Here is a 12,463-nt window from a genome sequence, read left to right as displayed (position 1 = left end):
CCACCCCCCACACCCCACACCCCACACCCCACACCCCACACCCCACTTCCCCTTAACTCCTAGTTTCTACTTTTTACGAGAAATTATGACCATATCCCAACCCGATCTAGAACCCACTTGGATGACGATTATTCGCCTCTTGCGCTGGGATAAACCCGCCGGTAGGTTAATTTTGATGATTCCCGCTTTATGGGCGGTATTTTTGGCGGCAGAGGGGGTGCCGCCACTACCCTTGATCGGGGTGATCGTTTTGGGAACTTTGGCCACTAGCGCCGCCGGCTGTGTGGTTAACGATCTTTGGGATCGGGATATCGATCCACAAGTCGATCGCACTCGTAACCGTCCTTTAGCGGCCAGAGCTTTATCGATCAAGGTTGGTTTGATTATCGCTCTGATTGCTTTCTTTTGCGCCGCAATTTTAGCTTTATATCTGAATTTCCTGAGTTTTTGCCTATGTGTGGCCGCCGTTCCCTTGATTATCTGCTATCCCCTCGCCAAGCGTTTTTTTCCTGTACCCCAATTGGTTCTTTCTCTCGCTTGGGGTTTTGCGGTTTTAATCTGTTGGAGTGCCGTCACCGGGTCGTTAAATAGCAATACATTTATATTATGGGGAGCGGTGATTTTTTGGACATTGGCATTTGATACTATTTATGCTCTGTCCGATCGAGAGGATGATCTCAAGGTTGGTATTAACTCTAGTGCCATATTTTTCGGCAAATACGCCCCGGAAGCCGTGGGGGTCTTTTTTGCCCTAACAGTGGGTTTATTGGCTTGGGAGGGGCAAAAAATGCAGTTATCAGCCTTTTTTTGGCTAGGGTTGGTTCTAGCTGCGATCGCTTGGTTGCGTCAATACCGGCTGTTACGTCAATCGGATTTACCTAAACCAGTTTATGGTCAAATGTTCGGTCAAAATGTTTGGGTCGGTTTTATTTTATTAGCGGCTATGATTGGGGGAAGTTTGTATTAAAACTCCCCCAAAAATGTCCCTAGAGTCAGTAACTAAGCTCTTCCTAATTTAAATTGCTTGTTGAGACGAGGCAAGGGGCAAGAGCCAAAAGGCAACCCCCCCAACCCTAGTAGGGTTGATTCATGAATCAACCCTACCTTGAATCAACCCTACCTTGAATCAACCCTACTAGCAGGGGGGGCGAGGGAAATTCGGCTAATCTAAGAATAAGCGGTTTAAATACGTCTTAGCTTATTTCCTATTCTGAATCTGATAATCCCATTACCGTAGCTGATGCGGGTTCACCAGTCATCAAAGCTACCCGTCTTTGAAAATTTTTCTCCACAGCAATGCAGGTATTTAATGGATCTAAAATACCCTTTCTGATTTCCCTTTCCCAAGAATAATTTCTTTCTCGGTGTTTAAATCTTGATAATTGCTGGGTGAAAACAGTAACCACTTGATAAATGATTTTTAAATCGTAAAGAGAGTCAATTTGAGAAATTTTAACCGCTAAAGCCCGAAATTGACGGGATATTTCTTGGGCTTGCTCTTGACTACAGCCATGGTCATGATGATAATAATTAACTACTTCTGCCATGTACTGAGCGTGTTTAGCGGCATTTTGAATACTAAGTAGGTGGGTGGAATTAAATATAAGATGAACGTAGGTTGGGTTGAAGCATGAAACCCAACGCCCCGATGGGTTACGCTACCGCTAACCCATCCTACAAATGATTGTGCCTCCCTACTTATGTTGAGCATTTTCCACAGGGGCAAGAAATCGATCTAATAATAGCTGTTGAGCGTAGGCATCGCGAAGGGAAGAATTAGAGATTATTTGTAATTCGGCCATTCTTTCTTCATGTTTACGGCGATTTTCGGCATAAATCTCCGTCAGAATAGTATCTAACAGCTTGGGAATCGGATAAAAGACATCAATCATAGGAAAATTTAGCTTAGTTTGTCTAGAGATAAGAAACTCTATTGATAAGTAGGTAGGCACAATTATTTGTAGGATGGGTTAGCGGTAGCGTAACCCATGCGGGCGTTGGGTTTCATGCTTCAACCCAACCTACGTTCATTTTATATTTAATTCCACCCACCTACTTAGAATTACCCAAAATTATAGCAGTGATCTGAATAGTCAGGTACGATAAAATCAAGTTAGTAAATTACCGCCCCTTAACTAATGTCTAACTCGAAATCCGATAACGTTTGGGACCACAAACCCCGTTGGTGTCAACCTTGGTCGATTTTATTGACAGGAATTGCCCTGATTGCCGGCTGTTGGTTTTTAACCCAGCGTCTCTGGTTAACTCTACTCCTATCTATTCCTATACTCCTCTGGTGGTTTGTCTTCCTAATTCTTTATCCGCGGACACTGCAGCAACAGTTAAACACAGAAAGAATCGGGGAAAGCATTGATTAAAACAGGAAAGACAGGACAGGGATTTTTATCCTGTAATTGACTACTTTCATCTCCGCGAAAAGTGTTCCAACGGAAGGGAGCTTTTTTTTCACTCGACATCCATAAAAGTCTTTTTGCTCGCGTCATCGCTACATACAAAAGTCGGTATTCTTCAGCTTTTTTAAGTTGTCCAGCTTCTAACCAAGCGCTTAAAGGTGGGGGAATAATTGGTATGCTGTCGGGGTTTAAATAGCGTTGATGAACCGCTGCTCGAATTTGCGCCCGGGCTACTTCTGCGAGGGTAAAATCTCCCAAAAATTTCGCCCCATTGGGAACCCAAGGTTTGCCAGGAATAATATCTTCATGAAGAAAGGGAATAAAAACATAATCCCAGTCTAAACCCTTGGCTTTGTGCATAGTAATAATCGTCAGTTGTCCGGGACGAGTATAACAATCGTCGTTATCTTCTTCCACTCCTTCAAAGCGCTCAGAGGCGATAATTTCATTAAGAGTATTAATTGTATTTTTTAGAGAACTATTACCAGCAGTTTCCTGATAAATACGGGCGGTTAATTTTTGCAATGTGGCTAATTCTGACCCCGAATATTGGAGAGTCATAGCGAAAAAAGACAGGAGTTGATAATGGGGTAATTCTAATCTAGCTTTTAGTAAACTGCAGCAATAACGACGGGCGATTTTTTCGTTAGATTTCAGTTCGGGATCGAGGGGAGTGGGATAAAGAAATTGTTCGGGATAGGTAACTAAAGGATTTAAGTCTTGGGCAGTAATTAAACCCCTAAATTGTAGCACTTCTAAGGCCGCTTTGAGATAATCGGGAGAGTGGGGACGTTCGACAAAAGCCAATAGTTTCAGCATTTCGGCGGGAATTTGGGAAAAGCGATCGATCTCGTTAGCTTCAAAAATTCTGATTTGATAACTTTTATAAAAATGGGCAAATTTTTGAGCAAAAAAGTGTCCTTGTCGATTTTCTCTAACGAGGATAGCCGCATTATGTTGAGGGTTTTCTTGGAGTAATTTAACTAGACGTTTTTCAATTAACTCTACTGTTTGATAAATGTCATCGGGTTGATAAATTTCTAATCCTTTTCCCTCCTTAACTGGATTAGGTTGGGGATCTTCGGCGCTGACGGGAAGAATCGCTTGAACCCGAAAAGGAGCCTCGGTAACTTTATGATTATCTTTCCCCTGTTTCCAATCTCGATCGACCCATTGTAACACTAAATTAGCAGCTTCAATAATTTTAGTATTGCTGCGACCTGCTTGGTTCATAGTCGATAAATTGCCTTCGCTTTGACAACTTTCACAAAACCAATTAAAGTAAACAGGATCGGCGGGGGTAAAGGTAGAATTAATCGCTTGATTGGGATCACCGACGCGAATTAAATTAGGTATTTCCTCGTCATTATTTTTTGCTAAAATAGTAATTAGTTTTTCTTGGAGAGGACTAGAATCCTGTGCCTCATCTTCAAAGACTCCAAAGACAGATTTTTGCCATTGTCGGCGAATTTTTTCTTCCTCTAATACTCGCAAGGCTCCTAAAATCATGTCATCATAATCTATATAGTTTTTCTGACGCATCAGGATTTCATACTGTTGGTACAAACCACTAGCCATAGCGAGAATTTGATAATTATCGTCGGTATAGTGGCTTAATTCCCAGACTTGCTGCGGTGATAATCCCGAACTTTTTAGCTCATGAATGGCCGCATAGGCAAGACTAGGTAAAATTTCGGTTCTCAGCACCGATTGACGGCGTAATCTTTCGGTTTCTTCCCCATCAAATTCCACTCCTTCTAATAACTTTTGATAACGAATTGGATCAGCAATTAGCCATTTTTCCACCGAGTTTCTAATAATTCTGTGGCTAGGAGTCGGAATAACTAAGGTAGAAGATTCGAGGTCTAATCCCGATAATTCCGGGTAACGACGGGCTAATTGTAGGGCCAGTCCATGCAGAGTTTGAACGCTAAAACCTTGGGCTGAAAGTTGTAAATCTTGCAAGCGTTGTTTAATTTTAGCTTTAATACTAGCGGCAGCCGAGCGGGTGTACGTGACAATAATTAACTGTTTTTTAGCATGAAGTTGCTCACGAGCAATAACCATAGCGGCAGCTACGGCTAAACTGTGGGATTTTCCCGCCCCCGGCACCGCAGAAATGGCCATTTTTCCCCCTTGCCAATCGGCTAATTCCTGTTGTCCGGCGCGTAGTTGTTGCCGGAGATTTACCAGTAAATTTTCTCGATTAATTACTTTAGTTTCGCTCATTATGCCCCGCCAATTTTATTTTTAGTTTAATTGTATTACTATTAACACTGTCCACTTAAAACTGTAATGGCTCTCTTAGGTTTGGTGGGTAAAATGTATTCTAAGATACAGTCCTGCTGGCGAGGGAGTGGAAGGAACCACTCCAGACACAGAGGACACAAAGATTGATCGCTTCTATAGTAAGTTAAACTGATCACACAAAGAATAAGAGAACCCTGTAATCTGATCACTGATAACTGATAACTGATCACTGATAACTGATATGTAGCCAATTTTGTTGTACTTCTACCCGAATTTTGCCAGTTAAGGAAGAAGTGGCATCGCGATTAACACCAGTAATGAGATTAACCACTGACTCAACTTCGGCAAAATTAGGGGATGAGGGTAAATATTGAGCCAAAAATAAACGAATCACTCGTCTTTGTATCGCTAGAGGTAGAATTTGTAAAGGGGAGCGATCGAGTCTTTGTTGATCTAGATCGATAACCTGACGAAAAATATCCCGGGCAATACTATCTAAATAATCGCTTTCTGCTTCCAAAATTTCGGCAGTTTGGGCGAGATGTTTTTCAATTTGGGGGTTTAAATTAGTTTGCAGATAGGGTAATAATTCCAGACGGATGCGATTGCGAGCATAGCGTAAATTTTCATTAGCTAGATCGTACCAGATCGGTAATTCTCGACTTTGACAAAAAGCGAAAGTTTCCCCGCGAGTGACATTTAAGAGGGGACGGACTAAAAAAATATCCGGGGTTAAACTTGTCAACCAAGTTAAGGCAGAAAGTCCATCACTACCGGCTCCGCGCGTGAGATTATAAAGAAAAGTTTCCGCTCGATCGCTCCTCGTGTGTGCCGTGAGAAGATAATTAAAACCCTGTTCTTGGGCGATTGTTTGTAAAGCTTGATAACGCCATTGTCGGGCCTTGGCTTCTGTTTCCGCCATGGGGGGTGCGGTGGCAATATAAACGGGTAATTGCCAAATTTCGGCGATTTTCCGCACATGAGCCACTAATCCTCGGTCGTAAGACCAACGGTGATCACAGTGAGCGATCGCTAGTTGCCAACCCCAACGAGGGCGCAAATCCAGCAATAATTGACCTAAACATAGAGAATCCTGACCTCCCGACAATGCCACTAAAAGAGACGCATTTTTAGGTAGTAATTGTCCCTTTTTGACTGTGGTTTCCAGACGAGTATGGAGAGGTGTCCAAAAATTAGCCAAAATTTTTAGATTTATTTACTTGACAAATGACAGATAACTAGAACGGGAGAAGGAATTATGAATTATGAATTATGAATTATGAATTATGAATTGGGAAGAATAAATAAAAGCAATCTTCTGATAACTGATAACTGATAACTGATAACTGATAACTGATAACTGATAACTGATAACTGATAACTGATAACTGATTTAACCTGGCCAATTAACCCAATCTTGGGGTTTTAGGAAGACATCATAGAGTTTTGCTTCTGGGGTGTTGGGTGCAGGTTGATAACAGTATTCCCAACGGACTAAAGGAGGTAAAGACATCAAAATTGATTCGGTACGACCGTTAGTTTGCAACCCAAAAATTGTGCCACGATCATAAACTAAATTAAATTCTACATAACGACCGCGACGATAAAGTTGAAACTGACGTTCTCTGTCACCGTATTCCGTCGAGTGCCGTTTCTGGACAATGGGAACGTAAGCGGGTAGAAAAGCCCGGCCACAGTCATTAATGAAACTAAAAATTTCTTCCCAGTTGCGGGGTTGTTGGGGAGATAATTTTTCTGAATAGATAGCGGCATCACTTTCGGCAAAAGGACCCCGATAGAGAGGGTCTAAACCGTCTTGGTAATCAAAGAAAATCCCGCCGATGCCTCTGGCTTCCTGACGATGATTGAGATAAAAATATTCATCACACCAGCGTTTAAAAACGGGATAATATTCGGGATGATGTTGGTCGCAAACCTGTTTAAAAGTGCGGTGAAAATGACTAGCATCTTCTTCAAAAGCATAGTAGGGAGTTAAATCAGCGCCACCGCCAAACCACCAAACCGGACCTGCTTCAAAATAGCGATAATTGAGGTGAACCGTGGGAATATAAGGATTGTGAGGATGTAAAACCATCGAGGTTCCCGTGGCATAAAATTGATGACCGGCAGCCTCGGGCCGTTGTTTGGCAATGCTAGGAGGTAATTCTTTCCCCCAAACTTCCGAAAAATTCACCCCTGCTTGTTCAAAAATTGCCCCTTCCCGCAAAACTCGCGAACGTCCGCCGCCACCTTCGGGCCGTTGCCAACTATCTTCGATAAATTTTGCTTGTCCATCCACTTCTTCTAATCCCTGACAAATTTCATCCTGTAGGGATTTCATAAATTCACTGACGCGGCTACGGCTGTCACTGGCGGGCAAATTGGCAAGGGTGGGGGTTGTGGTGAATGCAGTCATACTCAAGGATCAAAGTTGATAACTCAGTGATTATATTACTACTGGGTGATGAAACGGCCGCTCTTCGATACTTAACTTAACATTTAGACGGATTGGGGGTGGGGAAGTGGGGAAGTGAGGGAGTGGGGAAGCGGGGAAGTGGGGAGAATAAATAAAAATAATCTCCTGACGACCGGCTCCTGAATTTCGCCAGAATTAGTCTCAATCAGGTTTTTTTAAGAGTTTTGCCCCACAGTTTTTACAAAAATTGGCATCTATATCGTGACGGGGTAAACCACAATCTGGACAAGGATAATCAATTTGAGTGCCAGATTTTAATAGTTGTTTAGTCAGAGCGCTAATCTGCAAGGGAATTAACAAAACTCCCGTTAAAATCATTAAAACTGTCACCATTTTGCCCCCATCGGAAAGGGGAGTTACATCCCCAAATCCCACGGTAGTCATAGTCACAATGGCGAAGTAAAAAGCATCAAAAAATGTCCGATAGACTTGGGAATTAATCGGGTGTTCGATCTGATAAATTAAACCTGCATAGACAAAAATAATCGAGAATAGAGTTAGTAATATGCGAGTAAATACTATCTGATCGGAAGTTTTAATCCTAAAAATAGAAAGATCGGAACCAAAAAAACGAATCACTCGCAAAATTCTAAACCAGCGAAAAATTCTAAAAAATCTAATATCAAAAAAACCAAAAAATAGGGGCAGAATTGACAATAAATCTAGGATCGAAAAAATATTAAAAACAAAGCCTAGTTTTGATTCCGCACACCAAAACCGAATTAAATACTCTAGGGAAAATAAGCTTAAAATTCCCCAATCAAGCTGACGTAACCACATTTGCCAAGTGGCGGATAAGGGATAGGTTTGAGCCACATAAATCCCCAAAGATAGTAAAATTAATGCTAAGATAAGCAGATTTACCGTCAGTCCGATCGCCGTGGTGACATCCTCTAAATAAAAAGCTATTTTGGTGCGAAAAGGGAGCATAAATTCAGCGATCAGTAAACAGTAATCAGTAATCAGTCAACTGAAAACTCACATCTGATAAGTAGTTGGATAAAAGTAAAGTTAACTGTGGGGTAAGGAGTCGGTCGTCAGTAGGAATTGCGGCAATTTACATTTCTTAAGATAGACAACAGAATTTATGTCCGACTACTTAACTGATAACTGATAACTGATAACTGATAACTGATAACTGATAACTGATAACTGATTAAGGTAATTCCACCGAAGTTGGTTTAGCAATATGAGGTAAACCCCAACCTAATTTTTCCCGGAGGATGCGGAAGAATTCCGTCGATTGCAGGCGAATAAAATGAACATTGTAGGGGGATTTCTGCACATTAATTCGATCTTCTGGCAAGATATAAGAACCGCCATTACCGTCCACTACCATCACCATCCGATTAGCAGTTGCTGGGAAAATATTTACAGTTTCCTTGTCAGAAAATACCAAGGACCTGGAAGCTAAAGAATGGGGACAAATGGGGGCTAATTGTAATACCGGCACATCGGGAGTTATTACCGGGCCACCGGCGCTGAGAGCATAGGCAGTAGAACCGGTAGGAGTGGAGAGAATCACCCCATCGGCAGCGATATCGACGGGCGCGTGTTCACCAATTTGAATCTCAAAATGACACATACTGGTGAGGGGTTCGCGGTGGACGACCACCTCATTGAGAGAAAGTGCCTCCCAGAGGAGGGTATCTTCGCGAAATAGTCGCACCGTGATCATCGAGCGATTTTCGAGGGTGTAATTCCCCTCTAGAACCAGTTCTAAGGCGGGTTCAAGCTGATTTAGGTAAATTTCGGTCAAAAAGCCCATGTGTCCCGTATTGACCGTTAACAGGGGCAAATTGAGGGTGGCCAACTGCCGGGCTGCCGATAGGACTGTACCATCGCCCCCTAACACGATCGCAAAACTTAAATCCTGATCGAAGTGGGGGGGGACTAACTGATCGATCGGGGTAAAACAAACCGGACGAGAGGGTTTAGAATGGCCTAGCAGGCCACCGCTGCCGGTAGCCATAAACACCTGGCAACCTAGGGAAAGTAGCTGATCTTGTATCTGATGGGCTGTTTTACAAGCGATAGGCTTAATATCGTTGTAAATAATGCCGATTTTGGGCATTGACAAATTTTCCTACTGCTGAATCACGCTTTCTTTTTGAAAGGAGTTTTCTTCTTCTTCTGAGCTTTTTGTTTCTCGAAGTCGATTTCCTTGAGCTTCTTGAGAATGCGGCTAAAGTATTCTTGTAAATAGGATTCTAAAGTAGTTGTTTGACTCGGATCAAGGCCAAATACTTGATAAACTTCTGCCATGGGGGCATCAAGAGCTTGACCACTAGCGAGAACTTCCGCAAAAGCTAGTCGGTCGGATATATTATAAGTCCATTGGAAACAACGGCTTATTCCCCGCATAAAACGCAGTAATCCCATGGGTAAACGCCAAATTTTCCCCTCTTTACCCGATAAGCGTTCGCAAACTTCGATAATTTCTTCAGCTTTCCAAGCTTTGCTGCCCACCACAGGATAGGATTGACCGACGGTTTCGGGGACTTCTAGGGCGCGAACGGCGAATTTAGCGATATCTTGGGTGTCCATGTAGGCGATCGCCGTACTTTCCCCCGTGATCCAGACCGTTTGATTATCTAACATCGGGATGGCGTATTGACCGATTAACCCCTGCATAAAGCCACAGGGACGCAGAATTGTATATTTTAAACCCGATTCTGCTATAAATTTCTCGGTACAGCGTTTTATCTCCATCAAAGGCACGTTGGGATATTTTTCGGCATTGAGAATCGAAAAGAAAATAAAGCGATCTACCCCGGCGGTTTTGGCCGCTTGAATCAGATTAACTTTACCATCCCAATCCACCTGTTTAATGCTGGCTGAGTCCGTCGCCCGGGCAGTAGCGGCATCGATCACCGCGTCCATTCCCTCTAAAGCGGCAATAATGGTACTCTTATCCCGTAGGGTTCCCCCGACTAATTCCGCGCCCCATTCCTTCAAAAAAGCCCCTTTTCTCTGACTGCGTACCAAACAACGCACTTGATGTCCCTGATCGATGGCATGACGCACGATCTGTCGCCCTAGGGTTCCTGTCGCACCGACAACTAATACTTTCATCTATAATTAATTTTTTGTTACATTTGTTAACACTTCTCTAAGATACTATCAAAAAAGTGGATCATTGGGGATAGAAAAATTCTAAGATTCCCCGATCCCCGTCCAGTTCTACCATTGTTCCCACCGGTAAAGCGGCATTATCGCCATCATGACCGAAAGGTAACTCAGCAATAACCGCAATACCCAAATCGCCCAAACGCTCTTTTAAGACTTCCTCTACGGTTTGACTATCACTACCGGGGGCTGCCAGACAACGGCTAAAACGACCGAGGGCAATGCCTTTAATTTGGGAGAAAATGCCCAGCATTCGCCACTGAGTTAACATTCGATCGATCCGGTAGGGGGCCTCGGTTACGTCCTCTAGGGCTAAAATTACCCCCTCTAGGGTGGGTTGAACCGAGGTTCCGAGGAGATGGGTGGCTACGGTTAAATTAGCTGGTAATAAGCGTCCCCGCACTTTGCCCCCACCCCAACCTTGACCGACAAGAGGGGCTAAAGGACGACCTTCCAGAAGAGAAAAGAGGCGATCAATTGATTGGGGACTTTCTTGGGCTAAGGTGGTTAAAACTGCCCCGTGAACGCTACAAATGCCCTGTTTCGCTAAACTCCATAAAATCCCCGTCACGTCGGAAAAACCGATTAACCATTTCGGGTTAGTTTTTGCCCATGTCCAATTTTCTAAGAGGCGAGCGCTACCGTAACCCCCCCTAGCGCAGAGAATTGCTTGACAATCGGGATCTTGCCATGCTTGGGCTAAAGCTTGACGACGTTGCTCGTCGCTACCAGCGAGATAACCGAGACGATTAGCCCAATTCTCTCTAAATTCCACTTGATAACCCCTCGATCGCCAGATTTCTACGCCTTTTTCTAGGGCGGCTAATTCCTTGACGGCACCACTGGTGGCCACCAGAGAAACTTTAGCACCGGGTTGCAGAAAGGATGGGATGATCATAGGTTAATTCTCTTTTGTTGGCGGATTAAGCGGAAATTACAGGTAATTTTGTGACAGCATGAAAACTGACAGCATATTCTATCGAATGTTTCTCGATTTTCCCGATTCGTTCTTTGAATTAATTGAGCGACCCGATGCTAGGGTTAGCAATTATCGATTTACTTCCCAAGAAGTCAAACAACTAGCTTTTCGATTGGATGGTTTATTTTTGCCGCTCGATAATCTAGAAAATTTGCCCTTTTATCTGGTAGAAGTGCAGTTTCAAAAGGATGAAGACCTATATTATCGATTATTTTCGGAACTTTTCCTGTATCTTAGACAGTATAAACCTTTGTCACCCTGGCAGATAGTTGTTATTTATCCCAGTCGAGAAATTGAGCGAGAACATCCCCAGCAATTTGCCGATTTTTTATCCCTAGCAAGGGTTAAAAGAATCTATCTGGATGAATTGCCAAATGACGAGACTCCTTCCTTAGCGATCGCCATAATCAAATTGGTTACGGAAAGTGAGAGTCAAGCCGTTAATTCTGCTAAGATTTTAATTAAACAGGCTCAAAGAGAACTGAGCGATCGCTTAGTGCAGAGAAATGTCATTGATTTAATCGAAACGATAATCATTTATAAATTACCCCAAAAAAGTCGAGAGGAAATTGAAGCTATGTTGGAACTACAAGACCTCAAACAAACTCGTTTCTATCAAGAAGCTTTTGGAGATGGTATTGAACAGGGAATTGAACAGGGAATTGAACAGGGAATAAACTTGCAAAAATTGAAAACAATTCCTCTACTGCAAGACCTCGGTTTAACCCCGCAACAAATCTCGGAACGCTTAGACTTGACTCTGGAAACAGTGCTTAACTATTTGGCACAACAGCAACAATAATCAAACCTGTTTCAACAGTCTAGAAAAGCAATACTTGCTAAGTAGTGGACAAATGGATAGTAGCAAATCAGTGACCTTTAACCTATCAGCGATGACATGAAAACTGACAGCATATTCTATCGAATGTTTCTCGATTTTCCCGATTCGTTCTTTGAATTAATTGAGCGACCCGATGCTAGGGTTAGCAATTATCGATTTACTTCCCAAGAAGTCAAACAACTAGCTTTTCGATTAGATGGTTTATTTTTGCCGCTCGATAATCTAGAAAATTTGCCCTTTTATCTGGTAGAAGTGCAGTTTCAAAAGGATGAAGACCTATATTATCGATTATTTTCGGAACTTTTCTTATATCTTAGACAGTATAAACCTTTGTCACCGTGGCAGATAGTTGTTATTTATCCTAGCCGAGAAAT

At 42.8% G+C, this 12,463-nt stretch carries 13 protein-coding genes; 4 read left to right on the top strand and 9 right to left on the bottom strand.

The features are described 5' to 3' along the window. Positions 1 to 85 precede the first annotated feature (85 nt). A complete protein-coding gene (locus O9290_RS03570; RefSeq protein WP_002762982.1) occupies positions 86 to 967 on the top strand; it encodes a 4-hydroxybenzoate solanesyltransferase in 882 nt (293 codons plus the stop codon). Between the two features lie 238 nt (positions 968 to 1,205). Here O9290_RS03570 and O9290_RS03565 read toward each other — a convergent pair whose 3' ends face one another. Next, the gene (locus O9290_RS03565; protein ID WP_288055016.1) at positions 1,206 to 1,547 is read right to left on the bottom strand and encodes a hypothetical protein; all 342 of its coding nucleotides are present in this window, start codon (positions 1,545 to 1,547) and stop codon (positions 1,206 to 1,208) included. 147 nt (positions 1,548 to 1,694) lie between these two features. Further along, positions 1,695 to 1,892, bottom strand: coding sequence for a hypothetical protein (locus O9290_RS03560; RefSeq protein WP_288055014.1), 198 nt, complete (start codon positions 1,890 to 1,892; stop codon positions 1,695 to 1,697). Positions 1,893 to 2,138: 246 nt separating this feature from the next. On the opposite strand from O9290_RS03560, the gene O9290_RS03555 reads away from it, so the two are divergent. Continuing rightward, positions 2,139 to 2,378, top strand: a complete 240-nt coding sequence (locus O9290_RS03555) for a DUF6737 family protein (RefSeq protein ID WP_043999446.1) — start codon at positions 2,139 to 2,141, stop codon at positions 2,376 to 2,378. Here the strand turns inward: O9290_RS03555 and O9290_RS03550 are convergent. The 7 genes from O9290_RS03550 to O9290_RS03520 form a co-directional block, all read right to left on the bottom strand. After that, positions 2,343 to 4,643, bottom strand: a complete 2,301-nt coding sequence (locus O9290_RS03550) for an ATP-dependent helicase (RefSeq protein WP_288055012.1) — start codon at positions 4,641 to 4,643, stop codon at positions 2,343 to 2,345. The two genes, O9290_RS03555 and O9290_RS03550, sit on opposite strands and share 36 nt — an antisense overlap. Positions 4,644 to 4,890: 247 nt before the next feature. Then, entirely contained in the window at positions 4,891 to 5,865 is a 975-nt protein-coding gene (tilS, locus tag O9290_RS03545) for a tRNA lysidine(34) synthetase TilS (protein ID WP_288055010.1), read from the bottom strand. A gap of 192 nt (positions 5,866 to 6,057) precedes the next feature. Beyond that, positions 6,058 to 7,080, bottom strand: coding sequence for an oxygen-dependent coproporphyrinogen oxidase (gene hemF / locus O9290_RS03540; protein WP_288055009.1), 1,023 nt, complete (start codon positions 7,078 to 7,080; stop codon positions 6,058 to 6,060). 201 nt (positions 7,081 to 7,281) lie between these two features. Beyond that, a complete protein-coding gene (locus O9290_RS03535; protein WP_288055007.1) occupies positions 7,282 to 8,070 on the bottom strand; it encodes an ion transporter in 789 nt (262 codons plus the stop codon). Between the two features lie 226 nt (positions 8,071 to 8,296). After that, complete coding sequence (locus O9290_RS03530; RefSeq protein WP_288055005.1) at positions 8,297 to 9,214, bottom strand: NAD(+) kinase; 918 nt, start codon at positions 9,212 to 9,214, stop codon at positions 8,297 to 8,299. A gap of 23 nt (positions 9,215 to 9,237) precedes the next feature. Next, on the bottom strand, positions 9,238 to 10,215 hold the full coding sequence (locus O9290_RS03525) for an SDR family oxidoreductase (RefSeq protein WP_002762970.1): 978 nt from the start codon (positions 10,213 to 10,215) through the stop codon (positions 9,238 to 9,240). A gap of 61 nt (positions 10,216 to 10,276) precedes the next feature. Beyond that, a complete protein-coding gene (locus O9290_RS03520; RefSeq protein WP_288055003.1) occupies positions 10,277 to 11,167 on the bottom strand; it encodes a S66 peptidase family protein in 891 nt (296 codons plus the stop codon). 58 nt (positions 11,168 to 11,225) lie between these two features. Here O9290_RS03520 and O9290_RS03515 point away from each other — a divergent pair, with 58 nt between their 5' ends. Beyond that, on the top strand, positions 11,226 to 12,050 hold the full coding sequence (locus O9290_RS03515) for an Rpn family recombination-promoting nuclease/putative transposase (protein ID WP_288086710.1): 825 nt from the start codon (positions 11,226 to 11,228) through the stop codon (positions 12,048 to 12,050). A 96-nt stretch (positions 12,051 to 12,146) separates the two neighbouring features. Next, the coding region (locus O9290_RS03510) for a DUF2887 domain-containing protein (protein ID WP_288086708.1) at positions 12,147 to 12,463 on the top strand (317 nt) is incomplete at its 3' end.

The sequence above is a fragment of the Microcystis sp. LE19-41.2A genome (assembly GCF_027530405.1).
Taxonomy (GTDB): domain Bacteria; phylum Cyanobacteriota; class Cyanobacteriia; order Cyanobacteriales; family Microcystaceae; genus Microcystis; species Microcystis aeruginosa.
This window is presented reverse-complemented; position numbering and strand designations above follow the sequence as displayed.

Excerpts from the sequence above, each read along its gene's own strand:
- O9290_RS03530 (WP_288055005.1), bottom strand. The coding sequence starts at position 9,214 with ATGCCCAAAATCGGCATTATTTACAACGATATTAAGCCTATCGCTTGT.
- O9290_RS03570 (WP_002762982.1), top strand. The coding sequence starts at position 86 with ATGACCATATCCCAACCCGATCTAGAACCCACTTGGATGACGATTATT.
- hemF (WP_288055009.1), bottom strand. The coding sequence starts at position 7,080 with ATGACTGCATTCACCACAACCCCCACCCTTGCCAATTTGCCCGCCAGT.
- O9290_RS03555 (WP_043999446.1), top strand. The coding sequence starts at position 2,139 with ATGTCTAACTCGAAATCCGATAACGTTTGGGACCACAAACCCCGTTGG.
- O9290_RS03520 (WP_288055003.1), bottom strand. The coding sequence starts at position 11,167 with ATGATCATCCCATCCTTTCTGCAACCCGGTGCTAAAGTTTCTCTGGTG.
- O9290_RS03525 (WP_002762970.1), bottom strand. The coding sequence starts at position 10,215 with ATGAAAGTATTAGTTGTCGGTGCGACAGGAACCCTAGGGCGACAGATC.
- O9290_RS03515 (WP_288086710.1), top strand. The coding sequence starts at position 11,226 with ATGAAAACTGACAGCATATTCTATCGAATGTTTCTCGATTTTCCCGAT.
- O9290_RS03535 (WP_288055007.1), bottom strand. The coding sequence starts at position 8,070 with ATGCTCCCTTTTCGCACCAAAATAGCTTTTTATTTAGAGGATGTCACC.
- O9290_RS03560 (WP_288055014.1), bottom strand. The coding sequence starts at position 1,892 with ATGATTGATGTCTTTTATCCGATTCCCAAGCTGTTAGATACTATTCTG.
- O9290_RS03550 (WP_288055012.1), bottom strand. The coding sequence starts at position 4,643 with ATGAGCGAAACTAAAGTAATTAATCGAGAAAATTTACTGGTAAATCTC.
- O9290_RS03565 (WP_288055016.1), bottom strand. The coding sequence starts at position 1,547 with ATGGCAGAAGTAGTTAATTATTATCATCATGACCATGGCTGTAGTCAA.